At 71.7% G+C, this 25,026-nt stretch carries 21 protein-coding genes; 15 read left to right on the top strand and 6 right to left on the bottom strand.

Annotation, left to right across the window (positions count from 1 at the left end):
• Positions 1-42 precede the first annotated feature (42 nt).
• The 5 genes from ABIA33_RS26230 (at position 43) to ABIA33_RS26210 (ending at position 4,286) form a co-directional block, all read left to right on the top strand.
• Positions 43-1,224 (top strand): PLP-dependent aspartate aminotransferase family protein, encoded by a 1,182-nt coding sequence (locus ABIA33_RS26230; RefSeq protein ID WP_370084975.1) that lies wholly within the window; start codon positions 43-45, stop codon positions 1,222-1,224.
• An 84-nt stretch (positions 1,225-1,308) separates the two neighbouring features.
• A complete protein-coding gene (locus ABIA33_RS26225; protein WP_370084974.1) occupies positions 1,309-2,223 on the top strand; it encodes an ABC transporter ATP-binding protein in 915 nt (304 codons plus the stop codon).
• A complete protein-coding gene (locus ABIA33_RS26220) occupies positions 2,220-3,299 on the top strand; it encodes an ABC transporter permease (RefSeq protein WP_370084973.1) in 1,080 nt (359 codons plus the stop codon). Before ABIA33_RS26225 ends, ABIA33_RS26220 begins: the two co-directional genes overlap by 4 nt.
• Positions 3,300-3,329: 30 nt before the next feature.
• On the top strand, positions 3,330-3,734 hold the full coding sequence (locus ABIA33_RS26215) for a globin (RefSeq protein ID WP_370084972.1): 405 nt from the start codon (positions 3,330-3,332) through the stop codon (positions 3,732-3,734).
• Positions 3,735-3,839: 105 nt separating this feature from the next.
• Entirely contained in the window at positions 3,840-4,286 is a 447-nt protein-coding gene (locus tag ABIA33_RS26210; RefSeq protein ID WP_370084971.1) for a hypothetical protein, read from the top strand.
• A 36-nt stretch (positions 4,287-4,322) separates the two neighbouring features.
• On the opposite strand, the gene ABIA33_RS26205 is transcribed toward ABIA33_RS26210, so the two are convergent.
• Complete coding sequence (locus tag ABIA33_RS26205; protein WP_370084970.1) at positions 4,323-5,450, bottom strand: dihydrofolate reductase family protein; 1,128 nt, start codon at positions 5,448-5,450, stop codon at positions 4,323-4,325.
• Between the two features lie 277 nt (positions 5,451-5,727).
• On the opposite strand from ABIA33_RS26205, the gene ABIA33_RS26200 reads away from it, so the two are divergent.
• Genes ABIA33_RS26200 through ABIA33_RS26190 form a run of 3 tightly spaced genes read left to right on the top strand, consistent with a single transcriptional unit; the run spans position 5,728 to position 12,796 of the window.
• On the top strand, positions 5,728-9,108 hold the full coding sequence (locus ABIA33_RS26200; protein ID WP_370084968.1) for an efflux RND transporter permease subunit: 3,381 nt from the start codon (positions 5,728-5,730) through the stop codon (positions 9,106-9,108).
• Entirely contained in the window at positions 9,108-9,569 is a 462-nt protein-coding gene (locus tag ABIA33_RS26195) for a hypothetical protein (protein ID WP_370084967.1), read from the top strand. The genes ABIA33_RS26200 and ABIA33_RS26195 overlap by 1 nt, the downstream gene beginning before the upstream one ends.
• Before the next feature lie 2 nt (positions 9,570-9,571).
• Positions 9,572-12,796: an efflux RND transporter permease subunit gene (locus ABIA33_RS26190; protein WP_370084965.1), complete on the top strand. Its 3,225-nt coding sequence runs from the start codon at positions 9,572-9,574 to the stop codon at positions 12,794-12,796.
• Between the two features lie 6 nt (positions 12,797-12,802).
• On the opposite strand, the gene ABIA33_RS26185 is transcribed toward ABIA33_RS26190, so the two are convergent.
• Positions 12,803-13,555, bottom strand: coding sequence for an alpha/beta hydrolase (locus tag ABIA33_RS26185; protein ID WP_370084964.1), 753 nt, complete (start codon positions 13,553-13,555; stop codon positions 12,803-12,805).
• Positions 13,556-13,671: 116 nt separating this feature from the next.
• Between ABIA33_RS26185 and ABIA33_RS26180 the strand changes: the two genes are divergently transcribed.
• Positions 13,672-15,270 carry a CHAD domain-containing protein gene (locus ABIA33_RS26180; protein ID WP_370084963.1) on the top strand — a complete coding sequence of 533 codons (1,599 nt, stop codon included), beginning with the start codon at positions 13,672-13,674 and terminating at the stop codon, positions 15,268-15,270.
• A 17-nt stretch (positions 15,271-15,287) separates the two neighbouring features.
• Positions 15,288-15,761 carry a YchJ family metal-binding protein gene (locus tag ABIA33_RS26175; protein ID WP_370084961.1) on the top strand — a complete coding sequence of 158 codons (474 nt, stop codon included), beginning with the start codon at positions 15,288-15,290 and terminating at the stop codon, positions 15,759-15,761.
• Positions 15,762-15,801: 40 nt separating this feature from the next.
• Here ABIA33_RS26175 and ABIA33_RS26170 read toward each other — a convergent pair whose 3' ends face one another.
• Positions 15,802-16,119 carry an SCO5918 family protein gene (locus ABIA33_RS26170; protein WP_370084960.1) on the bottom strand — a complete coding sequence of 106 codons (318 nt, stop codon included), beginning with the start codon at positions 16,117-16,119 and terminating at the stop codon, positions 15,802-15,804.
• 285 nt (positions 16,120-16,404) lie between these two features.
• Between ABIA33_RS26170 and ABIA33_RS26165 the strand changes: the two genes are divergently transcribed.
• Entirely contained in the window at positions 16,405-16,608 is a 204-nt protein-coding gene (locus tag ABIA33_RS26165; RefSeq protein WP_134005013.1) for a cold-shock protein, read from the top strand.
• Between the two features lie 165 nt (positions 16,609-16,773).
• On the opposite strand, the gene ABIA33_RS26160 is transcribed toward ABIA33_RS26165, so the two are convergent.
• Positions 16,774-17,409, bottom strand: coding sequence for an NAD(P)-dependent oxidoreductase (locus ABIA33_RS26160; RefSeq protein ID WP_370084957.1), 636 nt, complete (start codon positions 17,407-17,409; stop codon positions 16,774-16,776).
• 59 nt (positions 17,410-17,468) lie between these two features.
• Here ABIA33_RS26160 and ABIA33_RS26155 point away from each other — a divergent pair, with 59 nt between their 5' ends.
• Positions 17,469-18,110 (top strand): TetR/AcrR family transcriptional regulator, encoded by a 642-nt coding sequence (locus tag ABIA33_RS26155; protein ID WP_370084955.1) that lies wholly within the window; start codon positions 17,469-17,471, stop codon positions 18,108-18,110.
• A gap of 31 nt (positions 18,111-18,141) precedes the next feature.
• Here ABIA33_RS26155 and ABIA33_RS26150 read toward each other — a convergent pair whose 3' ends face one another.
• Positions 18,142-18,789 (bottom strand): hypothetical protein, encoded by a 648-nt coding sequence (locus ABIA33_RS26150; protein ID WP_370084954.1) that lies wholly within the window; start codon positions 18,787-18,789, stop codon positions 18,142-18,144.
• A 487-nt stretch (positions 18,790-19,276) separates the two neighbouring features.
• Here ABIA33_RS26150 and ABIA33_RS26145 point away from each other — a divergent pair, with 487 nt between their 5' ends.
• Entirely contained in the window at positions 19,277-21,346 is a 2,070-nt protein-coding gene (locus tag ABIA33_RS26145; protein ID WP_370084953.1) for a phosphocholine-specific phospholipase C, read from the top strand.
• A gap of 99 nt (positions 21,347-21,445) precedes the next feature.
• Here the strand turns inward: ABIA33_RS26145 and ABIA33_RS26140 are convergent, their stop codons facing one another.
• Positions 21,446-22,840 (bottom strand): S8 family serine peptidase, encoded by a 1,395-nt coding sequence (locus tag ABIA33_RS26140; RefSeq protein ID WP_370084952.1) that lies wholly within the window; start codon positions 22,838-22,840, stop codon positions 21,446-21,448.
• Between the two features lie 339 nt (positions 22,841-23,179).
• Between ABIA33_RS26140 and ABIA33_RS26135 the strand changes: the two genes are divergently transcribed.
• Together ABIA33_RS26135 and ABIA33_RS26130 are read left to right on the top strand one after the other, a co-directional pair.
• Complete coding sequence (locus ABIA33_RS26135; RefSeq protein WP_370084951.1) at positions 23,180-23,821, top strand: hypothetical protein; 642 nt, start codon at positions 23,180-23,182, stop codon at positions 23,819-23,821.
• Positions 23,822-24,044: 223 nt separating this feature from the next.
• Positions 24,045-24,290, top strand: coding sequence for a hypothetical protein (locus ABIA33_RS26130; protein ID WP_370084950.1), 246 nt, complete (start codon positions 24,045-24,047; stop codon positions 24,288-24,290).
• Positions 24,291-25,026 lie beyond the last annotated feature (736 nt).

Here is a 25,026-nt window from a genome sequence, read left to right as displayed (position 1 = left end):
GATGTGGGACGTCCCAGCCCTCAACGAGGAGGCCCTCCCCCCATGGCCAGCACCGACACCCGCGCGGTCCACGCCGGTCGAGCCGATCTGCGCGCCCTCGGCGTGCACGTCCCGCCGATCGACCTGTCCACGACCAACCCCCTCCCCGGTGTCGGGACAGGCGGGGACAGCTATGAGGCACTGGCCTGCGGCGGCCTGCTGCCGGAGGGCGGCAGCGCCGTCTACCAGCGGCTCTGGAACCCGACCACCGCGCGCTTCGAGGAGGCCCTGGCCGAACTGGAGGGCTGCGAGCAGGCGGTGGCGTTCAGCTCCGGCATGGCCGCGCTGACCGCCTGCCTGCTGGCCGCCCGCGCCGAGGGGCATGGGCATGTGGTGGCGGTGCGGCCGCTGTACGGGGGCACCGACCACATCCTCGCGACGGGGCTGCTCGGCACCGAGGTGACCTGGGCGAAGGCCGACGAGGTGGCCGCCGCGCTGCGGCCCGACACCGGCCTGGTCGTCGTCGAGACTCCGGCCAACCCCACCCTGGAACTCGTCGACCTGGAGGCCCTGGCAGCGCAGTGCGGCGAGGTCCCGCTGCTGGTCGACAACACCTTCGCCACTCCGGTGCTGCAGCGGCCGGTGCTCCAGGGGGCGACGCTGATCCTGCACAGCGCCACCAAGTACCTCGGCGGCCACGGCGACGTGCTCGCCGGCGCGGTCGCCACCAGCGCCGAGTGGGCCGAGCGGCTGCGCCGGGTGCGCGCGGTGACCGGCGGCATCCTGCACCCGCTCGCCGCCTACCTGCTGCACCGCGGCCTGCAGACGCTGCCGCTCCGGGTGCGCCACCAAGCCGTGGGCGCCGCCAAGCTGGCCGCCTGGCTGGGCGGGCGGCCGGAGATAGAGCGGGTCTACTACCCGGGCCTTCCCGACTGCGACCCGGCCGGCCTGGTCGGCCGCCAGATGCGGGGCGCGGGCTCCGTGCTGGCCTTCTCGCTGCGCGGCGGGTACGACGCCGCGGCGCGGGTCGCCGAGGACTGCCGGCTGATCACCCACGCCGTCTCCCTGGGCGGAGTCGACACCCTCATTCAGCACCCGGCCTCGCTCACCCACCGCCCGGTCGCCGCCGACGCCCGGCCGCACCCCTCGCTGCTGCGCGTCTCGGTCGGCCTGGAGGACGTCGAGGACCTCTTCGAGGACCTCGACCTGGCGCTCGCCGCGGCCCACAGCGGCGCCCGCTGCTGAGCCCCCCGGTCGTAAGTCCCCCCCACGGCCGGGGCACCGGCCCACCCTTGTGCCTGGACGGACCCCCGCCCTAGCCTCTCGGGCATGACTGCAGCGATCGCGGCCGAAGGGCTGCGGAAGCGGTACGGGGAGATTCAGGCCGTCGACGGGGTGTCGCTGGAGGTGGAGGCGGGGGAGTTCTTCGGGGTGCTCGGTCCCAACGGGGCCGGCAAGACCACGACGTTGGAGATTCTGGAGGGGCTGCGGCGGCCGGACGCGGGCAGCGCGGAGATCTTCGGGCTCAGCCCGTGGCCGCGCAATCCCGCGCTCCTGCCCCGGATCGGTGTGCAGTTGCAGGCGTCCGCCTTCTTCGAGCGGCTGACCGCCGGCGAACAGATCGTCACCTTCGGTTCCCTGTACGGGGTGAGCAGCGCGCAGGCGGTGGCGATGCTGGACCGGGTCGGCCTCGCCGAGTTCGCAGGCACCCGCGCGGAGAAGCTGTCCGGCGGTCAGGCGCAGCGCCTGTCCATCGCCTGCGCCCTGGTCCACGACCCGGAACTGCTGTTCCTGGACGAGCCGACCACCGGCCTCGACCCGCAGGCCCGCCGCAATCTCTGGGACCTGCTCCGGGAGATCAACGCCGAGGGCCGGACCGTCGTGCTGACCACGCACTACCTGGACGAGGCCGAGATCCTCTGCGACCGGGTCGCGGTGATGGACCACGGACGCATCCTGAAGACCGACCCACCGGCCACCCTGATCCGGGAGTTGGACGCGCCGACGCGGCTGACCGTGGAGTCCGGGGCGCTGACCGCCGAGCACGCGCGCGAGTTGCTGGCAGCGACCGGCACCGAGGCCGAGGTCCAGGACGACGGCGTGTCGCTGGCGATCGCCACCCGCACGCCAGGGCCGGTGCTGACGCTGCTCGCCGAGCAGGACGCACTGCGCGGCCTCGAGGTCCGCGGGGCCACCCTGGAGGACGTGTTCCTGCAGCTCACGGGACGGGAGTACCGCGAATGAACGCCTTCCGCTCCCTCGCCAGGGCGCAACTGCTCGGCTGGAGCCGGGACCGCGCCGCCGTCTTCTTCACGGTGCTGTTCCCGCTGCTGTTCCTGCTCCTCTTCGGCTCGCTGTTCAAGGGGGCCTCCGCGCCGCACATCAAGCTGCTGCAGTCCGGTCCGGTGGTGCTGTTCGACTCGATGACGGCCGATCAGCGTGCGCAGCTCGGCCAGGTGTTGACCCTGATCAGGGACGACGACCAGGCGGACGCGCTGCGCAAGGTGAAGGACGGCACCGACGACGGCTCGGTCAGCCAGTCCGGCGGCGGTCAGCTGGTGCTGCACTACTCCGCCGCCGACGCGACCCGGGCGGCGACCGTCCAGGGCGTGCTCAACGGCATCGTCCAACAGGCGAACCAGGCCGCCAACCAGGCGGCCGGCGGCCGGCCGCCGGCGTTCACGCTGCAGACCGCGCAGGTCGAGGACCTGTCGACCAAGCCGATCCAGTACCTCACCCCCGGACTGCTGGGCTGGGCCATCGCGACCTCCGGCACCTTCACCGCGGCGCTGACGCTGGTGGCGTGGCGCAGGAAGTTCATCCTGCGCAGGCTGCGGCTGGCCCCGGTGCGGCTGCCCGCCGTGGTGGCGGCCCCGGTTGTGGTGACCCTGCTGGTGGCGCTGGTGCAGTCGGCGGTGTTCCTGGGGGTGGCGACCCTCCCCTACTACGGGTTGAAGCTCACCGGCGAGTGGTGGATCGCGGTGCCGCTGGTGCTGTCGGGGTCGCTGGCGTTCATGTCGATCGGGCTGCTGGTCGGCTCCTGGGCGAAGACGGAGCAGACGGCGACCGCGGCGGCGCAGCTGATCGTGCTGCCGATGGCGTTTCTGTCCGGCTCGTTCTTCCCGCTGGACAACGCCCCCGGCTGGTTGAAGGGGGTCTCGACGGTGCTACCACTGCACCACCTGTCGGTGGCGATGGAGGACGTGCTGACCCGGGGGAAGGGCTGGGGGGCCGCGCTGCCCACGATCGGCGGCCTGCTGCTGTTCACCGCCGTGCTCTCGCTGGCCTCGGTACGACTCTTTCGCTGGGACGACGCGTAGCGGGCGGTCCGCGTCTGAGACCATGGTCGGGTGGACCAGATCAGGCGAGGCACCCTCCAGACCGAGACCTTCTTCGAGCAGGTCGGCGGCGAGCCGACGTTCCGACGCCTGGTGCACTCCTTCTACCAGGGTGTCGCCGGCGATCCGGTGCTGCGGCCGATGTACCCGGAGGAGGACCTCGGCCCCGCCGAGGAGCGGCTGACGCTGTTCCTGATGCAGTACTGGGGTGGCCCGCGCACCTACAGCGACGAGCGCGGCCATCCCCGGCTGCGGATGCGGCACGCCCCGTTCACGGTGGACCGCGCCGCGCACGACGCGTGGCTGGGCCACATGCGGGCGGCGGTGCGCGAACTGGAGCTGAACGAGGACCACGAGCGGCAGCTCTGGGACTACCTGGTCTACGCCGCCGCCTCCATGGTCAATACGCCGGAGTAGCACGAGTCCGACCGATCCGATCCGCCAGGCTCCACCCCGGGAGGGAACCACTTCCGGGGCGGATCCGTCCCATCGGCACGATCGACCGGAAGGGAAATCCTCTCGATGGCAATCCACCGCACTCGACCCGCGGCGCTCCTGCTCCTCTGCGGGCTCCTCTCCGCGGCGACCACCGCCGCCTGCGCCTCGCAGACCAGCACCGGCGTGAGCGCGAGCGCGCCCACACCCGCCACCCTCCACCTCGACGAGCACGCCAACCGCACCGCGGTGTCGGTCCCGGTCGGCTCGACGGTGGTGCTGACCCTGGGCAGCACCTACTGGTCGGGATTCGCCAGCAGTGCCCCCGGCGTACTCGCAGCCTCCGGCTCGCCCCAGGTCAGCCCGGGGCACACCTGTCCCCCTGGCGGGGGTTGCGGCACCGTTCAGGTCGTTCTGCACGCCGCCGCCGCCGGCACCGCGAAGCTCAGCGCCGCCCGCACCAGTTGCGGCGAGGCCCGCGCCTGCGCCCCCGACCAGCGCTCCTACACCGTCGACGTGACCGTCACCGGCTGACAGCCTGGGGAGCGACAGGGCTCGGGCGCAGCCGCCTCAGGCGAGGTGGGCGTTCACCTCGCGGGCCTCAGCGGCGAGTTCGGGGCATTCGAGGACGCTGATGCCGGCCTGTTCCAGTAGTTCGACGCCCTGGCAGTCGGCGACGAAGAGAGCAGGCTCGCGCCAGGCGAGAACGACGCGGCGGATGCCGGACGCGAGGACGAGCTGGGCGCAGGGCACCGGGCGGGAGGCCCGTCGGCTGCAGGGTTCCAACGTGGTGTAGAGCGTCGCGCCGCGCAGCCGGGGGTCGTCCGGGGCGAGTTTGGCCAGGGCGGCCTCCTCCGCGTGCACCTGCGGGTCGGACTCCCGGGAGTGCCCGCGGGCGATCTCCGTGCCGTCCTCGGCGACGATCACGGCGCCCACCGAGTAGGCGGTGCTGGACGGCGGGCACAGCCGGGACTCCTGGATCGCGAAAGCCAGCCAGCGGCGGTCGGCGGCGGTGAGCGGGGGCCGCGCGACGAGGTAGCGCAGCAGCGCGATGTCGCCGATGGCGCGGGTCTCGGCGAGGGTCATCCGGTGCAGCGCGTCCTGGGGGAAGTGCCCCGCCCGGACGAAGCGCGGCGCGGAGTCCTCGCCGACGAAGAACGGGGCCACGGCGAGCTGGATCTCGTCCACCAGACCGGCCGTCAGGAACAGGGTGTGCATCGCTCCCCCGCCCTCGACCATCAGTCGCCGCACCCCTCGTTCGCCGAGGTCGTCCAGCACCGCCCCCGGATCCAGCCGCGCGCCGGTGCCGACGACGTCGGCGAGCACGCCGAGCCGGGCCCGGATCTGCGGGACCGCGGCGGAGGGCGCGTAGACGACCTTGCCGTCGCCGTGGTGCCAGAAACGCAGTCCGGGGTCCAGGTCCCCGCTCCCGGTCAGCGCGACCTTCAGCGGGTACGCGGGAAAGCCCTTCGCCTGCCGCTGGGCGCGCCGCTCGGGCGAGTTGACGAGCAGTCGCGGATTGTCGCGGCGCAGCGTGCCGGCGCCGACGAGCACCGCGTCGCTGTCGGCCCGGAGCTGGTCGACCCGGTCGAAGTCCTCCGGCGTGGACAGCAGTAGCCGCTCGGAGGTGCTGTCGTCGATGTGCCCGTCGACGGAGGCGGCGACGCTGAGGAGAACGTACGGTCGGCGGTCGGTCATGACGGCGCGGGTCCTCGATCTGGTTCCTGAGATGGCCACGAGCCTGGACGGGCTCCGAGCCCGGACGGAGTACGAGCAGCTCAACCCTGCCACAGGCGGCACAGTTCGCGGCAGGCCGCCTCCGCGACACGAGACGATCAATGCCACGCCTGGTGACGATCCGATGACAACATGTGCCTGAATTGTAAGTACTGGGTGTGAGTATCCCTCGTGTGGGGGACATCTCCAGGGCGGTGCGCGGCCGTCCGGGGAGGACGGATTGTCGGGGGGTAAAGCCATGCGCTGGATCATCGGTTCAAGTCTGCGGTTGGCGGCTGCGCTCGTGGCCGCCGCGATCGTGCTGCTGGCGGTCGGGTTCGGTTCCCTGCGGCACGCCGCCGTGGACACCCTGCCGGAGTTCCTGCCGCCCCAGGTCCAGGTGCAGACCGAGGCCCTCGGCCTGTCCGTCAACGAGGTCGAGCAGCTGGTCACCGTTCCGCTGGAGGACGAGTTCAACGGGCTGGCCTTCCTGGACCACCTGCGCTCGCAGTCGGTGCCCGGGCTCTCGTCCATCGAGCTGACCTTCAAACCCGGCACGGACATCTACAAGGCGCGGCAGCTGGTCACCGAACGCGTCGCGCAGGGCCCGGCCGTGGTCAACGTCGGCACGCCGCCGGTGATGATCCAGCCGCAGTCGTCGGAGAGCCGAACCATGATGGTCGGCCTCTCCTCGCGGACGACCTCGCTGATCGACCTGTCCACGCTGGCCCGCTGGCGGATCCGGCCACGGCTGCTGGCCGTTCCCGGCGTCGCCAACGTCACCATCTGGGGGCAGCGCGACCAGCAGCTGCAGGTCCTGGTCGACCCGGCGAAGCTGCACGCCAGGGGCGTCACCCTGTCCCAGGTCATCAACACCACCGGCGACGCGATGTGGACCTCCCCGCTCACCTTCGTCGAGGCGTCCTCGCCCGGCGCCGACGGCTTCATCGACACTCCCAACCAGCGTCTCTCGGTCCAGCACATCCTGCCGATCACCAAACCGGAGGATCTGGCCAAGGTCCCGCTGGAGGACATCACCGGCAGCAAGCCGCCGGTCAAGCTGGGCGACGTCACCACCGTGGTCGAGGACCATCCGGCGATGCGCGGCGACGCCATACTGTCCAGCGGCCCCGGCTTCCTGCTGGTCGTGGAGAAGTTGCCGGGAGCGAACACCCTCGCCGTCGCCAGGGGCGTCGAGGCGGCGATGGCCGACCTCAAGCCCGGACTGACCGGGATCACCGTCGACACCTCGGTGTTCCGCCCGGCGACCTTCGTGGAGTCGGCCCTGCACAACCTCGGCTGGGCGGCGCTGGCGGGCCTGCTGCTGCTCACCGCCTGGCTCGGGGCCTGCTGGCGCTCCTGGCGGGTCGCGCTGCTCGGGCTGGTCGCCGTGGCACTGCCGCTGGTCGCGGCTGCGTACCTGCTGTACCTGCAGGGGATCACCTTCACCGGTCTGACGCTGGCGGGCCTGCTCGCCGCACTGGGCGTGATCGTGGACGACGCGGTGATGGGAGTCGCCGCGCTGCGTGCGCGACAGCTCGAGCCGGCCGACGCAGACGGGAACGTCCAGAAGCAGGAAGCGTGGACCTGGGAGCGGAGGAGGTCCGGAGACCGCAGGAGGGCCTGGGAGCGGAGGAAGGTCGTCGAGCGAAGGAAGGCCGTCCCCGAATCCGGCGAGCCGTCACCTCTCCACGGTGCCACGCCCAGCGGCGCGTCCCGGGCCGTGCCCTTCACCGAGCTGCTCACGGACGCCTTCGTCGAGGCCCGCCGCCCGCTCGGCTTCGCCCTCGCGGTCGTGCTGCTGGCCGCCGTGCCGCTGCTGCTGATCCCCGGGCTCGGCGGCTCGCTCGCCCGGCCGATAGTGGTCGCATACCTCCTCGCTCTCCTCGCCGCGACGATCGTCGCCCTCACCGTCACCCCCGCGCTGGCGTTCCTGCTGCTGCGCGGCGGGCACTCCGGGCGCCCCGAGCCCGAGCGTTACGAGCACTTCCGGCGCCGTCGCCTGCCGGTCGCCCGCTGGGCCGAGCGGGCGTACGACCGGGTCGCCCCCGGACTGCTCCGCCCCGCGTTCGCGGGCGGGCTGGCCCTCCTGCTGACCCTGGTCGCGCTGACGCTGGTTCCGCAGCTCAGCGGCTCGCACGGGATGATCCCCGTGCCGCAGGACCGCGACCTGGTGGTCCAGTGGCAGGCACCGCCCGGTACCTCGCTGCCGGCGATGGAGCAGACGGCGACGGCGGCCGGCGACAGCCTGCGCGCGATCTCCGGCGTCCGGGACGTGGCCAGCGACGTCGGCCAGTCGCTGATGGGCGACCAGGTCGTCAGCGTGGACTCGGCCCAGACCTGGATCACCCTCGCCCCCGGCGCCGACTACGGCCGCGCGACCGCCGCCGTTCGCCGGGCACTCGACCAGTACCCGACGGTTCGGCACACGCTGCTGACCTACCCCCAACTCGCGCTGGAGACCGGCCGGGCGGACACCACGGACGGCGACGGAGCCGTGCGGGTGCGCCTCTACGGAACCGACCCGCAGGCACTCGCGGCGCAGGCCGACCGGATCCGGCAGGCCATCGCGGGAGTGCCGGGAGTCAGCGACCCGACGATCCAGCAGACCGTCACCGAGCCCTCGATCCAGATCGCCACCGACGTGGACAGGGCCGCCGCGCACGGCCTCAAACCCGGCGACGTGCGACGCGCGACGGCCGTGCTGATCGCGGGGATCGCCGTCGGCAGCTACTACCAGCAGCAGCAGATCTTCGACGTGGCCGTGTGGAGCACCCCCGCCGTCCGGCAGAACCTCGACGACCTCCAGAACCTGCTGCTGGACACGCCGAGCGGCGACCAGGTCAAGCTCAAGGACATCGCCACCGTGTCCATCCAGCCCGCAGCCGCCGAGATCGACCACGACCAGGCGTCGCGCTTCCTCGACGTCACCGCCGGTGTCCGCGGCCAGGACCTGTCCGGCACGCTGAGCCGGGTCCGATCCGCCGTGCGCACGGTCGAGCTGCCGCTCGGCTACCACGCCGAGATCAGCAGCGGCCTGCAGCAGACGCAGGGCGCCGACCTGCGGCTGGTGCTGTACGTACTGGGCTGCACCGCCGGGGTGTTCCTGCTGTTCCAGGCGGCCATGCGGAGCTGGACCCGGGCGCTGATGCTGCTGCTGACGGTCCCGCTGGCGCTCGCCGGCGGCGCGCTGACGGCGATGGTCAACGGCCCGCACATGACCACGGGTGCCCTGGCCGGCTTCCTGGCCCTGCTCGGCGTCGCCGTACGCGGCGGCCTGACGCTGGTGCGACGCACCCAGGTGTTGCAGTTGGAGGGCGGGCTCACCCAGCGCGAATCCGTCCTGGCGGCCGCGAGGGTATCGGTCCTGCCCACGCTGGCGACCGCCGTCGGGCTCGCCCTGCTGCTCGTCCCCTTCACTCTCCGGGGGGACATCGCGGGGATGGAACTGGCCCGGCCGCTGGCCCTGGTGGTCCTCGGCGGGCTGGTCAGCACCACGCTGGTGACGCTGTTCCTGCTGCCCGCGCTGCAGTTGTGGCTGCCCGGGGCGAGGCGCGACTCCGCCGAGGGGGCCCATGCCCAGGGACCGGGAGCGGGGCCGGGAGCGGCGGCCGGACCGGCCGGGGAGGCAGGGAACTGATGCGCCGCCGTCATCCGTTCCTGGTGCCCGCCACCGCCCTGTCCGCCGGTCTCACCACCCTGGCCGCGCTCGCGGCGCTCACGGCCTGCGGTCCGAGGACCGTCTCCGCGCACAGCGTGCAGCCCGCGACGATGCAGCCGATCCCCGGCAGCTCGCTGCACCGGGTGCTGCTGACCGCGATCGCCGTCCAGCGCCTGGGCATCGCCACCGCACCGGTCCGCGCGGCCGGAGGGCCGGGGCTGCTCCAGATCCCGCTGACCGCCCTCATCTACGACCCCGAGGGCAGGCCGTGGACGTACACCGTCCCTGCGCCGCGCACCTACACCCGCGTGGCCGTCACCGTCGACCGGGTCGTCGGCGACACCGTCCTGCTGCGCTCGGGGCCCCCGCCCGGCACCCCCGTGGTGGACGTCGCCGCGCCCGAACTGCTGGGCGTCGAGTACGGAGTGGGAGAGGAGTGACCATGGCCGACCCGCAGAGTCCTCGGAACGAACGCGTCACCGCCATGCGCGCGATCGTCTCCTGGAGCCTCCGCTTCCGGTTCCTGGTGGTCGCCGCGGCCGTCGCGATAGTGACGATCGGGATCACCACCGTCCCGCAGACCCCGCTGGACGTCTTCCCCGAGTTCGCACCGCCGCAGGTGCAGATCCAGACCGAGAGCCTGGGCCTGTCCACGTCCGACGTGGAGAACCTGGTCACGGTCCCACTGGAACTGGCGATGAACGGTATGGCGGGTCTGGACACGCTCCGCTCCACCTCCGTGCCCCAGCTCTCCTCGATCGTGATGATCTTCAAGCCCGGCACCGACCTGCTGCACGCCCGCCAGCTCGTGCAGGAGCGGCTGGCCACGGTCCGGCCGACGCTGCCCAAGTGGGCCAGCCCGCCAGTGATGCTCCCGCCGGTCTCGGCGACGGGCCGGGTGCTGCAGATCGGCATGACCTCCGACAGGTACTCGGTCTCGCAGCTCTCGCAGCTGGCCTACTGGAACGTCAAGGCCCGACTGCTGCGCGTGGACGGGGTCGCCGACGTCTCCATCTGGAACGAGCGCCAGCCGACCTTCCAGGTCCAGGTGGACCCGGCGAAACTGGCGGCCAGTCACACCACCCTGGACGACGTCGAACGCACCACCTCCGACGCCCTCGACTCCGGCGCCCTGCAGTTCTCCACAGGCTCCGTCGTCGGAGCGGGCGGCTTCCTGGACACCCCGTCGGGCCGGCTCCAGGTCGCCCACCAGCTGTCCATCCAGACCCCCGCCGACCTGGCCAAGGTCCCGCTGGAGGACCCGGCCGCCCAGGGCAAGCAGGTCCCGCTCGGCAGCGTGGGCCAGGTGGTGCAGGACTACACGCCGATCATCGGCGACGCCGTCATCAACGGGAAACCCGGACTGCTGCTGGTCGTGGAGAAGCTGCCCTGGGGCAACACCCTCCAGGTGACCGACCGCGTCGAGCAGATCCTCAGGGAACTCCAACCCGGCCTGCCCGGCATCCAGTTCGACACCCACATCTTCCGCCCGGCCAACTTCATCCAGGATTCCCTGCACAACCTCGCCGACGCGCTACTGCTGGGCTTCCTGCTGGTGGTGGTGATCCTGGTGCTGTTCCTGTTCGAGTGGCGGGTCGCCCTGATCAGCCTGATCAGCATCCCGCTGTCGCTGACGGCCGCGCTGCTGGTGCTGCGCGCGGTCGGGGCGACCCTCAACACCATGGTCCTGGCCGGGCTGATCATCGCCCTGGGCGCGGTCGTGGACGACGCCATCATCGACGTCGAGAACATCCTGCGGCGGCTGCGCGCGGCCCGGCAGGCGGACCCGGCGTCGGCCACGGAGAGCTCCACGGCCCGGATCATCCTCAACGCCTCGCTCGAGGTGCGCAGCCCGATCGTCTACGCGACGCTCATCATCGTCGCCGCCGCCGTGCCGGTGTTCCTGTTGCACGGCCTCACCGCCGCGTTCTTCCGACCCCTCGCCCTCGCCTACACCCTCGCCATCGTGGCCTCGATGGCGGTGGCCCTGACGGTCACCCCGGCGCTGACCCTGATCATGCTGAGGCGGGCACCGCTGAAGCGCCTGCAGTCGCCGCTGGTGGCGGTTCTGAAGCGCTGGTACGGCGCGGGGCTCACCCGCATCGTCGCCAGGCCGCGCGCGGCCTACGCCGTCTTCGGCGTAGTGGTGATACTGGGCGCCCTGGTCGCCCCCCAGCTCGGCCAGTCCCTCTTCCCCACCTTCAAGCAGCGCGACCTGCTGATCCACTGGGATGCCATCCCCGGCACCTCGGACGCCGAGGTGGTCCGCACCACCACGCAGCTCGACAGCGAGCTGCGGGCCATCCCCGGCGTCACCGACTTCGGTGCGCACATCGGTCGCGCCAAGCAGGGCGAGGAGGTCGTCGGCATCAACGCCGCCGAGGTCTGGATCAGCATCTCGCCCACGGTGGACTACGACCGGACCGTGGCCGCCGTCCGCACCGTCGTGAACAGCTACCCCGGCCTCTACCGCGACGTGGAGACCTACCTGAACGAGCGCATCGAGGAGGTCCTCTCCGGCTCCAAACAGGCCGTCACGGTCCGCGTCTACGGCCAGGACCTGTCCCGGATGCGCGGCACCGCCGACGCCGTCCTGGCCCGGATCCAGTCCGTCCCCGGCGTCATCGACCCACATGTCGACCTCTCCGTGGACACCCCGCAGATCCAGGTCCAGGTGGACCTGGCCAAGGCGGCCAAGTACGGCCTGAAACCGGGTGACGTCCGCCGCCAGGCGGCGGCGATGGTGGCCGGGCAGGAGATGGGCAACGTCTTCAAGAGCAACGAGGTGTACGGGGTCTACGTGTGGAGCGTCCCCGCCGCGCGGGCCAACCCCACGGCCATCAGCGACATGCGCCTCGACACCCCGGGCGGTGGCACCGTAAGGCTGGGCGACCTGGCCGGCGTGACTCTCGGGCCCGACCCGTACCTGATCACCCGTGAGGACAACTCCCGCTACATCGACGTCGGCACCAACGTGCAGGGGCGCGACCTGTCCGACGTGGTCCGGGACATCAAGCACAACCTGCAGGGCCTGAGCGTCCCGCAGGGCTCGCACTACTCGCTGCTGGGCGAGTACCAGGAGCGGCAGAGCGCGCAGGACAGCCTGCTCACCACGGCCGCGCTCGCCGCCGTCGCGATACTGCTCCTGCTGCAACTCGCCTTCGGCTCCTGGCGGCTGGCCGTCTTCGTGTTCCTCACCCTGCCGATGGCCCTGGTCGGCGGCCTGATCGCGATCTGGATCGGCGGCGGCGTCGTCACCATCGGGGCCCTGGTCGGCTTCTTCACGGTCTTCGGCATCGCCGCCCGCAACGGCATCCTGCTGGTCAACCACTGCCAGCACCTGGAGGAGTACGAGGGCGAGACCTTCGGCCCCGCCCTGGTCGTCAGGGGCGCGGGCGAGCGGCTCGCGCCGATCCTGATGACCTCGCTGGCGACCGGCCTCGCCCTGGTCCCGCTGGTGGCGCTCGGCAACCAGCCGGGCCACGAGATCGAGTACCCGCTCGCGGTGGTGATCCTCGGCGGCCTGGTCAGCTCCACGCTGCTGACGCTGTTCGTGGTCCCCTCGCTCTACCTGCGCTTCGGCCACCGGCGGCGGCCCGGCGGCGGCGCGGCAACGCCCGACGCCGGGGGCCGGCCGCCGGCGGAGGCCGCGGGCGCGCCGGGGTGATCGGGATCAGTCGGAGAGTCCCGCCGCCTCGGCGAGCAGACCGACCGTCACCTCGCCTGCCCGCAGCGCGTGTTCCGCCGTCGCGCCGCGGCAGCGCCGGAGCCCCCGGTCGTACTCGGCCATGACCACACCGGCGTGGTCCGAGTCGGACTCGGTCAGCGTCACCGGCCAGCCGCGCCGCCTCAGCGCCATCGCGAACTCCCGCGAGCGCGCGACGTCGACGACCGCGTCGGCGGTGCCGTGGTGCAGCCGGACCGGGATCGGCGAGGCGACGGAGCAGGCCAGGTCCTCCATCACCGTCGGGTGCATCAGCTCGTCCGAGGAGCGGTAGTTGCTGCCGAGTCCCACCACCGCCGACGGACGCCAGCCGTCGTCGCTCGCCGCGGACGGCCGCAGCGCGGTCGCCAGCGCCGCGCGCCCGCCCAGCGACCAGCCGGCCAGGACGAAGCGGCCGGTGTCACCACCGTGGTGGGCGCCCCGGGTGCGCGCGTACGCGAGCGATTCGCGCAGCTGCGTCCAGCCGCCGTCCGGCGCGTCCGTGCGCCAGTCGGGGACCAGGACGAGCAGGCCGCGTCCGGCGGCCGAGCGGGCCAGCGAGGCCAGAACGGCCCGGTTGTCGGCGGGGCGGCCGTGCCACAGCAGCACGGTGGGCAGCAGCTCGTCCGGCGGCCCGGCGGGCCGGTACACGTCGAGCAGCTGCCCGCTCGGGCCGTAACGGAGGCCCCGCCGTACCTCCAGGCGTTCCGCGAGTTTGTTCATGGTGTTCTTCTCCTCCACTCGCGGCATGCTGAAACTGCACCAACGCGGTGATCTTCCGTCGATACGGAACCGGTACACACGGCATGGTGTGCGCACACCTGGGCAGGAGATGCCTCATGAGGACTATCCACGTGGAGAAGGAACGCAAGTTCGACGGGCTGACCGGGACCGACCTCCCGGCCCTCGACGGGCTGCCCGGCGTCGCCGAGGTCTCCACGGCGGACACCGAAGAACTGGACGCCGTCTACTACGACACAGCCGACCTGCGGCTGCTCGCCCACGGCGTCACCCTGCGCCGCCGGACCGGGGGCCACGACTCCGGCTGGCACCTCAAACTCCCGGTCGGGCCCGACGAGCGCCGCGAGCTACAGCTTCCGCTGAGCGCCGGCGCGCCGGGGAAGGTGCCGCGCGAACTGAAGCTGCGCACCAGGGCGTACACGCGCGGTGAGGAACTCGCTCCGCTGGTCCATCTGCGCACCCACCGCCGCCGGACGCTGCTGCTGGACGGCAAGCGGCGGTCCCTGGCCGAGGTCGCCCAGGACGCGGTGTCCGCCCAGGTCCTCGGCACGGGCCCGGGCGGCAGGGACAGCGGGGCGGGCGCGTCGGCCTGGACCGAGGTCGAGGCCGAACTCGTCGAGGGCCGCCCGGAGCTGCTGGACGCCGTGGAGCAGTTGCTGCGCCGGGCCGGGCTGCGGCGCTCCGCCAGCCCGTCCAAACTGGCCCGCGCGCTCGACGCGGGAAAGCCCGCGGCGGAGGCGGGGAAGGCAGCGGCGAAAGGCGGGGGGAAGGCTGCCGGCAAGAGCGCGGGCAGGGCCGGAGCTTCGGCCGACGCGCCCCCGGGCTCCATCGGGGCGGCCGTCACCGCGCTGCTGCGCGAGCAGTCCGGGGATCTGCTCGCGCTCGACCCCGCCGTGCGGACGGACGAGCCGGACGCAGTCCACCAGATGCGCGTCGCGGTGCGGCGGCTGCGGAGCACACTGAAGGTCCACCGGCGGCTGCTGAGCGGTGACTCCGTCGACGCCGTCGCCGAGGAACTGCGCTGGCTCGGCGCGGTTCTGGGCGAGGCCCGCGACCGCGAGGTGCTGGGCGCCCGGCTCGGCGCGGAGATCGGGCGGCTGCCCGCCGAGGAGTGCCCGGGGCCGGTACGGGAGCGCGTGGACGCCTGGGCGACGGCGCAGTACCGGTCGTCCTGGAAGCGGGCCGTCGCCACCCTCGACGGCGAGCGCTACTTCGCCCTGCTGGACGCAGCCGAGGCGCTGGCGGCCCGGCCGACCCACCCCCGGGCCCGCCGTGAGGCCGTCCCCGCGTTCGAACGCACGGCGCGGCGCGAGCAACGTCGCGTCGCCCGCCGCCTCGCCGAGGCAGTGGCCGCCCCTGCCGGACCGCCGCGGGACCAGGCGTTGCACGGCGCCCGCAAGGCGGCCAAGCGGGCCAGGTACGCGGCAGAAGGCGCGGCTCCGTCCGCGGGCAAGCCGGCCACGCGCCTGGCAGTGCGGATGAAGGCGGTGCAGCAGCTGCTCGGCACCCGCCAGGACGCGCTGCTCGCCTGCCAGGAGCTGCCCGGTCTGGCAGCCGCCGCGCACTCGGCGGGCGAGCCCGGCTTCGGCTACGGCGTCCTCTACGCGGGCGAACGCGCCGCCATTGCCCAGGCCGACCGGGAACTGCCCGCCGTCTGGAAGAAGGCCCGGCGGCGCAGGCTCACCCGCTTCACCTGAACGGGCACAATCAGAGGATGTCCAGACGCAAGACGGGTCCGCGCAGGGCGGCGACCTCCCCCGGTCCCCGCCCCGACAGCCCCCGCTCCGACAGCCCGTGCCCCTGCGGTCTCGGAAAGCCCTACGGCGAATGCTGCGGCGCCTTCCACCGCGGCACCTTCCTTCGCGGAACTGCCGCCTCGCCGACGCCGCCGACCGCTGAGCTGCTGATGCGTTCCAGGTTCAGCGCCTTCGCCGTCCGCGACGCCGGCTACCTGCTGCGAACCTGGCACTCGAGCACCCGGCCGTCCCGGCTCGACCTCGACCCGGCCCAGCGGTGGCTGCGCCTGGAGATCCTCGGCGCGACCGAGGGCGGCCCGTTCCACCCCGAGGGGACGGTCGAGTTCCGGGCGCACTACAGCGAGGACGGAAGGCAGGACGCGCTGCACGAGAACAGCCGGTTCGTCCGCGAGCGGGGCGCGTGGGTCTACCTGGACGCGCTTCCGACCTGACGTCGCGCCCTGACTGCTGCTCGAGTTACTGCTGCTCGGGCTACTGCTGCTCGGGCGTGGTGGCGGGCCAGATCTCGGCGTCCGTCGCCTCCAGCACCGGCGCGGACTCCGGCGCAGCGGGCGCGGGAGCCGGGTTGCAGGTGAAGCCGAGGTTCTGCATCGCACGGATGACGTCGGCGGCGGAGAAGTCGCGACGGTCCTGCTTGGTGATGATGGCCCCGACTTGCTTGATCGGGTAGGTACGGCGCCCGATGCGGACGGACTCCCCAGTGACGGGCTCGGCCTTGACGTCCTTCATGAGGGCCACTACCTCGCTCGCCTGCAGGTAGAAGGAGCAGCCGGCGATGGTGAAGCGCATCGTGCCTCGCAGTCGGGGAGAAGTGCGGAGAGGGACGGGAGACGTCCGTACGGCCAGCCTCGCACAGGCTGACCCGGACGGAAAGAACAGCTCGTCCGGCGCGGCGTGTGCTAGCTTGGGTGTTGTTGCAGTTTTGGTTCCCATGAACGTTGTGTGCGCCTGCCGGGTTGTAACCCCAGGCGCACTTTTGTTTTTCCGGTCTTTGTCCGGAGCGGGGCGATCATCGCGGCGACTCGGGTTCCCGCACAGTGCGGGTCCCGATCTCAGCCCCTGAAGGAGATTGACATGGCTAGTGGCACCGTGAAGTGGTTCAACGCCGAAAAGGGTTTCGGCTTCATCGAGCAGGACGGCGGCGGCGCTGACGTCTTCGCCCACTACTCGAACATCAACGCGCAGGGCTTCCGCGAGCTCCTTGAGGGCCAGAAGGTCGAGTTCGACGTCACGCAGGGCCCCAAGGGCCCGCAGGCGGAGAACATCCGCCCGGTCTGACGCGACTCCGACGCGACAGCGTCGCCCGCGTAAGCGCGCCAAGGGGCCCCACCGTATCCGTACGGTGGGGCCCCTTGCTGTGTACCCGCTGGCTTACGTGGGGAGCGACAGGGCTCGGGCGCCCACCGCCCGGCACCTCCGCTTGCCGCGTCGCTCCCCAGGTCGTTAGTAGGCGAGCCCTACTGTCTGCTTCAGCGTCGCCGGGTCGTCGATCATCGCGAGCATGGCGTGGGCGACGTCGGCGCGGGAGATGGACCAGCCGCGGGGCACGATGCCGCCGACGGCCCTGCGGTACTCGCCGGTGAGCGGCTTGTCGGTGAGCCGGGGCGGGCGCACCGAGGTCCACTCGGTGGCGCTGCGGCGCATGCTCTCCTCCATACCTGCCAGATCCGCGTACACGTCACGGAGCAGCACCCGGATCATCGGGGTGGCGACGGCGCGCATGAGCAGGTTCTCACCCTCCGGAATCTCGCCCAGCGGGGCCGCGCTCACCACGAGCAGCCGGCGCACCTCCCCCGCGTCCATGGCCTTCAGAACCGCCCGGGTTCCGGCGGTGGCGACGCCGGCGAGCTTGCGGCCGCGCGGGCCGAGACCGGACAGCACCGCGTCCCTTCCGGCGACGGCGGGAGCCAGCGCCTCGGCATCGGTGACGTCGGCGGTGACGACCTGTAGCGCGGGATGTTCGACCTGCAGCCGGGACGGGTCGCGCACCACAGCGGTGACCGTGTGCCCGGCCTCCAGAGCCTGGCGGACGATCTGCCCGCCGATCCCGCCCGTGGCTCCGAGAACGGTGAGTTCCATGGCGTCTCCCTTGGTGGGTAAGTGTTCACTCACCTACTAGAGTGAGTATTCACTTACCCTTGCGTCAAGCCCTGACGCCGACCGATCGGACCAATGTGACGCCGTCCAGTCCCGCCGCCCCCACCCGTACGCGGATCCTCGACGCCGCCGAGGAGCTGATGGGCAGCATCGGGCTGGTGCGGGCGACGACCAAGGAGATCGCCCGCGCCGCGGGCTGCTCGGAGGCCGCCCTCTACAAGCACTTCTCCAGCAAGGAGGAGCTGTTCGTCGCCGTCCTGCAGGAGCGCCTGCCCGCGCTGGGCCCGCTGCTCCGCGATTTGATGGCGGACCCGGGCGACCGGGGTATCGAGGAGTGCCTGACCGAGATCGCCCGCAGCGCGGCACTGTTCTACGACGCCAGCACGCCGATCGGCGCCTCGCTGTTCGCCGATCCGGCGCTGCTCCGGCGCCACCGCGACGGGCTGCGCCCGATGGGCGCGGGCCCGCACCAGCCGCTCCGCGAGCTGGCCGCCTACCTGCGCACGGAGCGCGCCCACGGCCGGATCCACCCCGACGCCAACCCGGACGCCGCCGCCGCGCTACTCCTTGGTGCCTGCTTCCAGCGCGCCTTCCTGCGCCACTTCCTCGGCGAGGCTCCCGAGCCTGCCGACGCCTTCGCCACCGCCCTGGCCCGCACCCTGCTCGCGGGCATCGGCCGCTGAAGCCGGTCCCGGCCGGGTAGCCGGACCGGCCCTAGAAGGCGCTGCTGAACTGGCTCCAGAACAGCAGCACCGAGAGCAGCAGCCCTACGTCCATGGCCAGCAGGCCGGGTCGGGCACGTCGCCGGCGAGCCGTGGCGACCTTCTTCGGCTCGACCTCCATCGTCTCCACCGGAGCGGAGTCGATCTTCGCCAGGGCCGCCCGGGCGGCCCACTCGCTGGTGGGGCGCTTACGGACCTGGACTCGCCAGGGCTGCTCGGGATCATGGTCCACCACGACGATCCGCCCGGCCCGGTAGTCGTCCATGTCCATCAGGTTGACCGTGGTGGTGGACCAGACCCGGTAGCCGGGGCGACCGTCCGGAGCCACCGTCAGGTCGAGCCGGACCGCGAAGTCCGGGCCCTCGCCGACCGCCCGCGAGGACTCGATCCTGGCGAGCGCAGGGTGCATCGTCCGCACCTCTGCGATCCCGGCAGCCTTCCGCCCGCTGCCGAACAGCAGCGCGAAGCCGGCGATCGCGGTCCACGGGATCAGGTTGATCCCGACCACGAAGAGCCCCACCCCGGCGGCGCCGGGGTCCACCAGGTGCAGCCCTCCCGCGACCGTCCCGCCGATCTCCACCCCCACCAGGGTGCACAGCAGCAGCCCGAACCAGAACACGGCATTCCCCCAGGTGGACATCGTCCTGACCGTCGTCGGCACCCGACGCGCACCGCACAGTGTGCCCGAGCCCGGGGAGTCCTGTCCCCGGGTCAGCCGCTCAGCGGTAGGGTCATTGGGACAGGGTCTGACGCAGGCTCTGGTGGGCGACTTGGTAGACGCAGGTGCCCAGCACCAGCCGTCCGGTTTGCGGCACGTGCGTCGGTGCGCGCCGCGCACCGCCGTGCCCACCGCGACGAACTCGATGACGTCGCCGAAGAACTGATGGTTCATCGGCCTGAGCACCACGCCGATCACCCGTCAGCGCCCAACCACTCCTCCCTCGTGGATCCAGCGGCCCAGACGGCCGCCGAGGCGGGAACGACACGCAAGGAGAAGCAGGCGGCCCCCAAGGTTGGCGCAGGCTTCTCCGCCGCTTTCCCTGGCCGCCGCAGCACGTTCCCCCTCGGCTGACGACACTGTCCCGCGCACCCCGCTCCACCCTGACGACTCAGGAGACATGCCTGTCATGAGCGCCATCAACCGTCGACGGTTCATGCAACTTGCCGGCGGCACAGCCGCCATGTCCGCACTGTCGACCAGCATCGCCCGCGCCGCGGAGATCCCGGCGAACCGCCGTACCGGCAGCCTGCGGGACGTGGACCACATCGTCGTCCTCATGCAGGAGAACCGGTCGTTCGACCACTACTTCGGGACCCTGCGGGGTGTGCGCGGCTTCGGCGACCCGCGCCCCGTGGTCCTCCCCAACGGCAAGCCGGTCTGGTACCAGTCCGACGGCGCCAAGGACGTGCTGCCGTTCCGGCCGGAGGCGAACAACCTCGGCCTGCAGTTCATCGAGGACCTCCCGCACGACTGGAACAGCAGCCACGCCGCATGGAACCAGGGCACGTACGACAAGTGGGTACCGGCCAAGTCCAGCACCACGATGGCCTACCTCACCCGCGACGACATACCGTTCCACTACGCCCTGGCCGACACCTTCACCATCTGCGACGCGTACCACTGCTCGCTGATCGGGCCCACGGACCCCAACCGCTACTACATGTGGACCGGTTACACCGGCAACGACGGCACCGGCGGCGGCCCGGTCATCACCAACGCCGAGGCCGGCTACTCCTGGACCACCTACCCGGAGCGCCTGGAGCAGGCGAAGGTGTCCTGGAAGATCTACCAGGACGTCGGCGACGGCCTCGACGCCAACGGCTCCTGGGGCTGGACCAACGACGCCTACATCGGCAACTACGGCGACAACTCGCTTCTGTACTTCGACAACTACCGCAACGCCAAGCCCGGCGACCCGCTCTACGACAAGGCCCGCACCGGCACCGACAACAAGGCCGGCCAGGGATACTTCGACATCCTCAAGGCCGACGTGCTGGCCGGCGAGCTCCCCCAGGTCTCCTGGATCGTCGCCCCCGAGGCGTTCACCGAGCACCCCAACTGGCCCGTCAACTACGGCGCCTGGTACATCTCCCAGGTCCTGGACGCGCTGACGGCGAACCCCGAGGTGTGGAGCAGGACCGCACTGCTCATCACCTACGACGAGAACGACGGCTTCTTCGACCACGTCGTTCCGCCCTTCGCACCGTCCTCGCCCGCCCAGGGCGGGTCGACCGTGGACGTCACCGGCGAGATCCTCAACCCGCCGGCCTCCAGCGGGTTCGCCGCAGGCCCCTACGGTCTGGGGCAGCGCGTCCCCATGATCGTCGTGTCGCCCTGGAGCAAGGGCGGCTACACCTGCTCCCAGGTCTTCGACCACACCTCGATCATCCAGTTCATCGAGAAGCGCTTCGGCGTCCACGAGCCCAACATCTCGCCCTGGCGCCGCGCCGTCACCGGCGACCTGACCGCCGCGTTCGACTTCTCCAGGAGCGACCCCAAGGTCCCGGCGCTGCCGGGCGTCACCGGCTACTTCCCGCCCGACCGCGACCGGCACCCCGACTTCGTGCCGACCCCGCCGGCGAACCCCGCGCTGCCCAAGCAGGAGCCCGGACTTCGCCCGGCCCGCCCGCTCCCCTACGACCTCTCCGCCGACGCCCGCACCGACACCGCAGCCGGCAGCCTGACGATCGACTTCGCCAGCCACGCCAGGGTCGGCGCCAACTTCTACGTGACGTCCTCGACGCACCCGGCCGGACCCTGGACCTACACCGTCGAGGCGGGACGGCAGCTGTCCGGCAGCTGGTCCGCCGGCTCGGACAGCCGGGGCGCCTACGACTTCACCGCGTACGGGCCGAACGGCTTCCTGCGACAGTTCCGCGGGACCGTCGGCAGCGCCGGCGCCGAGGTGGCCGCACGCCACGACCGGACCAGCGAGGAGGTCCGGCTGGTGCTCAGCAACCACGGCAGCACGTCCGTCCGTTTCACCATCACCGACGCCTACGACGCGAAGCACCCGGTCACGCACCTGCTCCGCCCCGGTGCGCAGCTCACCCACGTGGCGCACGTCGAGGACAACCACGGCTGGTACGACCTGAGCGTGGTGTCCGACCGGGACGGCGCCTTCCTGCGCCGCCTGGCCGGCCATGTCGAGACCGGCCGCCCCAGCACCAGCGACCCGGCGATCGCCACCGGCTGAAGCCGGGACCGGGACGCACGACGGGTTCCCCGCTCCCGACCTGCGGAGCGGGGAACCCGTGCCGTACTGCGCCGTGTGGCCCCGTGCTGTGAGGGTGCGTCAGCCGGCGTAGGCGAGCGCCCTGACGAACGCCGCGCCGTCGACCGTACCGAGCCCGGAGGCCAGGTCGTAGCCGGACCCGGCGGAGTAGCCGGTGACGCCACCGAAGGAGTTGTCGCCGGTCTTGATGTCCACGATGCCGCTGAACCGCGAGGGCAGGTGGGACAGTCCGTACAGGGCCGGGTTGATCAGACCGAGCCGGTGCCCGGCCACCTGGTCGGCCAGCGCGACCACGCCGGAGAAGATCGGGGTGGCCTCACTCGTACCACCGACCAGACCCCATCCGGTCCGGTTGGGGTCGTAGGACGAGTAGGTCCAGGCCGCGCCGTCCACCGCCGCACTCATGCTGATGTCGGGCGTTCCACGCTGCGCACCCACCACACCGCGTACGCCGCCCTGGTACCAGGGCCGCGGGAAGACGGCCGAGACCCCGCCGCCGCCCGCGCCGTAGCCGTCGTTCCAGACCACGTCGGGGGCCAGCCGCTTGCCCTGGTCGTCCAGCAGCAACTGGCTGCCGCCGACCGAGGTGACCAATGGGTCGGAGGAGGGCCAGGAGTTGACCTTGTACGGATACAGGGCGGAGCCGTTCGTCTCGGCGTCGGTGGCGCCGTTGTCGCCGGAGGCCGCGAGGACGGTGACGCCGTGCCGGGCGGCGTCCTGGAAGGCGTAACGCAGGTTGGTGAGCGAGGAGTAGTTCCCCTGGTCAAACCCGGGGAAGGTGTTCTCGGTCGCGCCGAAGCTCTGCGAGATGACGTCTCCGACACCGTGGTTGATCAGGGCCCGCTCGGCGTCCATCATCTCCGGAAGCCCGGTCGTGCCCTCGGTCTCCGAGACCGCGGTCTCGACCAGGACGATCTTCGCGCCGGGGGCTATGGAGTGGGCGTACTCCACGTCCAGGGTGGTCTCCCCGGCCCAGCCGCTCATGTCCGGGTTGCCCGGGTTGAAGGGCGGAACGTTGCCCCACTTCACCACGTCGACCTTGGTGTCGGGCAGGCCCCACTGCTTGTCAAACACCTGCAGGTCGTTCTGGATCGTGGGGGAACCGTAGGAGTCGACGATCACGATCGTCCGCCCCCGCCCGGTGATCCCGTGCGAATAGAGCGAGTTGAGGTTGTAGGCGGCCCGGTACTGGACCGGGGAGTAGCAGTGGATCCCGTACTTCGCCACGCACTGGGTCGTGGAGATCGGCGCGCTGAGCGTCCGCGCCAGGCGCGGCCCGGCTATCGCGGGGTGGACGTTCGCCCTGATCGAGGCGGGCGCCGGGGCGGCCGCGACGGTGGATGGGGTGACGGCCGCGCCCAGGGCCAGGGCGGTGGCCCCGGCGGTCAGAGCTGCGGCCAGGATCCGCGCGGTTCCTGCGCGACGTGCGCGCGGGGTGGCGGGAGTGCGTCGCATGGGACTCCTTGAGTGTGGAGGGCCCGTCCTCGACGGTTGGTGTCTCCATGTCACCTGCTGTGTTGAGGCCATGTCAGCGGATTGGTCGAATCGTGACATTCGGATTTCGCGTCACCGAAACGGACGCAGCGCCACCGTCAACAGCCGGCACCACGCGACGTGGTTACACTTCGACAGATATCGTCAGTAACTCGGCATTTGGCATTGCTTTCCGCCCTCGAAGCCCAGTTCCGCATTCGCAGGAGGATACGTTCGCGATTCCCTGTCCGGTCCGATGTTCCATCGGCTCGGGTCCGGATACGGGCAACGAGACCTGGCCGCCGGAGGATAGTGATGAGCATGACCTCGCACAGCACGACCGGGGTGCCGCACCCCCGCGCCTCCCGCCGCCCCGCCGGCATGGCCACCGCCGTCGGCGCTCTGGGTCTGGCCGGACTGCTGTCGCTCGCGGCCTGCTCGTCCACCGCGGCCCGGGCGCAGGGCACGCCCGCGTCGCAGGCGGCCACCGGCGTCGCATCGGGCAACACCACGGCCGGCACAGCCACGCCCAACACAGCCACAGCGAGCCCAGCCACATCCACCGGGGTCGCGCCCACCAGCGCCGCCGCAACCAGCCCAGCCACCGGCCCCGCGCCGAGCCCGTACTCCACGCTGACCCTGACCGAGCACGCCACCGGCACCACCGTCAGCATCCCTGTGGGCGACACGGTCAGACTGGTGCTCAACAGCACCTACTGGGCCCCGCCGATCAGCTCAGCGCCGAACGTCCTCTCGCCTGTCGGGAGACCCATGACGGCCACGGGGAGCGGACCCGGCTGCCACCCGGGCAGCGGCTGCGGCACCGTCACCGCGCGCTTCGTCGCCCGCACAGCCGGGACCGCCCGGCTCACCTCGTCCCGCACCAGCTGCGGCGAGGCCATGGCCTGCACCCCAGCCCAGGCGACTTTCACCGTCACCGTCGTGGTCACCGCGGCACGCTGACCCGGACCCCCGGCTCCACGGCGGAGATCCCGCAGCCGCGAAATGGGGGAGCCGATGAAGCAGCACAGGGTGAGGAGTGTGCCGAGGTCGCCCATCACGGGCGTGGCCCGCAGGCCGATGGCGCCGCCGAGCAGCGAGCCGATCACGGCGGCGCCGGTGACGTCGACCTGCCGGGCCCGGTGTACTGCGGCTCGGTCGCGGCGCCACACCCGACCTGGCAGACGTGTTGCCGACCTCGCCCGCTCTGCCGCCGCTTCCCGATCTGCCGCCGCTGCGCATCGGCCGGGGCGCAGACCTGCGCCGGGGCCGTGACGTCACCCTGGTCGCGACCGGCACCGGAGCCCATCGCCACCTCCTGGAACCCAACGGCATCACCCCCACCGCCATCGCCGCCCAGGCCCGCCGACCGGTCGCAGGTGAGCGGGTCAGGAGTTCACGGACTCCAGACCTTCTGGGGTCACCCCAGTGATCATGTATCTGCCCGGCTTCAGGTGGTGCGCAGTGATCAGATTTTGGGCCTCCAGGGAGGTGATGAGACGCGCAACTTCCTCATTCGACCTTCCGGTTGCCTGGGCTATGTCCCCCACGTTCGGGTAGTACCCGCGCCCTTCGCGGCGGAAGAACTCGACTACGACCCGTAGGACCCGCAATTCGTCGGTTGAGGACTGATCGTTCATGCTTTCAAGCTAGGCCCGCCCCAGGCGCCCCGCCTCCGGGGATCGATCGGCCTGTGCCGTGAACTTCCCCGTTGCCACCCCCGGTATCCGGGGTCGGCCCGACGTGGTCGCCACTTCCCCGGAGGACATCGACGAGCTCCTCCGGCCTGGTTTCACCAGACCAAAGTCGCGGACCTTGGCCTCCTGTGCAGTGGGCTCCATTCGCCACGCTTCCGACCCGGCCAGTTGGCGCCGACCGTGGGAGGATGCAACTGGTCAGCTGTGCGGGGACAGTTCACCTTGGGGGAGCCTTGAGTCGACTCTTCGGTAGAGGCCGCGAATCCGGGGCGGTCCTGCTCGTGGTGCTGTTGGCTGGTGCATGCAGCCCGCCCTCCCATCGCTCGGAACACGATGATCGCCAGAGCCCGCGACCATCTGCGCCCGCCTCTACCGGTAACGGCGTGGTGCTCGATTGAGACTCGGGCGTGCTGGCCTGGCGTGTTGTCCGGTGGGTGATCACCTCTCGGCGGCGCGGTCGGAGACCAGGCC

Origin of the sequence: Streptacidiphilus sp. MAP12-16 (assembly GCF_041262165.1) — a bacterium.
Lineage (GTDB): Bacteria > Actinomycetota > Actinomycetes > Streptomycetales > Streptomycetaceae > Streptacidiphilus.
Note: the sequence above shows the minus strand (reverse complement) of the source record. Positions and strands in the feature narration are given on the sequence as shown.

Excerpts from the sequence above, each read along its gene's own strand:
- ABIA33_RS26145 (WP_370084953.1), top strand. The coding sequence starts at position 19,277 with ATGAGCGCCATCAACCGTCGACGGTTCATGCAACTTGCCGGCGGCACA.
- ABIA33_RS26170 (WP_370084960.1), bottom strand. The coding sequence starts at position 16,119 with ATGCGCTTCACCATCGCCGGCTGCTCCTTCTACCTGCAGGCGAGCGAG.
- ABIA33_RS26180 (WP_370084963.1), top strand. The coding sequence starts at position 13,672 with ATGAGGACTATCCACGTGGAGAAGGAACGCAAGTTCGACGGGCTGACC.
- ABIA33_RS26195 (WP_370084967.1), top strand. The coding sequence starts at position 9,108 with ATGCGCCGCCGTCATCCGTTCCTGGTGCCCGCCACCGCCCTGTCCGCC.
- ABIA33_RS26160 (WP_370084957.1), bottom strand. The coding sequence starts at position 17,409 with ATGGAACTCACCGTTCTCGGAGCCACGGGCGGGATCGGCGGGCAGATC.
- ABIA33_RS26210 (WP_370084971.1), top strand. The coding sequence starts at position 3,840 with ATGGCAATCCACCGCACTCGACCCGCGGCGCTCCTGCTCCTCTGCGGG.
- ABIA33_RS26165 (WP_134005013.1), top strand. The coding sequence starts at position 16,405 with ATGGCTAGTGGCACCGTGAAGTGGTTCAACGCCGAAAAGGGTTTCGGC.
- ABIA33_RS26230 (WP_370084975.1), top strand. The coding sequence starts at position 43 with ATGGCCAGCACCGACACCCGCGCGGTCCACGCCGGTCGAGCCGATCTG.
- ABIA33_RS26200 (WP_370084968.1), top strand. The coding sequence starts at position 5,728 with ATGCGCTGGATCATCGGTTCAAGTCTGCGGTTGGCGGCTGCGCTCGTG.
- ABIA33_RS26220 (WP_370084973.1), top strand. The coding sequence starts at position 2,220 with ATGAACGCCTTCCGCTCCCTCGCCAGGGCGCAACTGCTCGGCTGGAGC.
- ABIA33_RS26185 (WP_370084964.1), bottom strand. The coding sequence starts at position 13,555 with ATGAACAAACTCGCGGAACGCCTGGAGGTACGGCGGGGCCTCCGTTAC.
- ABIA33_RS26205 (WP_370084970.1), bottom strand. The coding sequence starts at position 5,450 with ATGACCGACCGCCGACCGTACGTTCTCCTCAGCGTCGCCGCCTCCGTC.
- ABIA33_RS26140 (WP_370084952.1), bottom strand. The coding sequence starts at position 22,840 with ATGCGACGCACTCCCGCCACCCCGCGCGCACGTCGCGCAGGAACCGCG.
- ABIA33_RS26225 (WP_370084974.1), top strand. The coding sequence starts at position 1,309 with ATGACTGCAGCGATCGCGGCCGAAGGGCTGCGGAAGCGGTACGGGGAG.
- ABIA33_RS26150 (WP_370084954.1), bottom strand. The coding sequence starts at position 18,789 with ATGTCCACCTGGGGGAATGCCGTGTTCTGGTTCGGGCTGCTGCTGTGC.
- ABIA33_RS26190 (WP_370084965.1), top strand. The coding sequence starts at position 9,572 with ATGGCCGACCCGCAGAGTCCTCGGAACGAACGCGTCACCGCCATGCGC.
- ABIA33_RS26175 (WP_370084961.1), top strand. The coding sequence starts at position 15,288 with ATGTCCAGACGCAAGACGGGTCCGCGCAGGGCGGCGACCTCCCCCGGT.
- ABIA33_RS26135 (WP_370084951.1), top strand. The coding sequence starts at position 23,180 with ATGACCTCGCACAGCACGACCGGGGTGCCGCACCCCCGCGCCTCCCGC.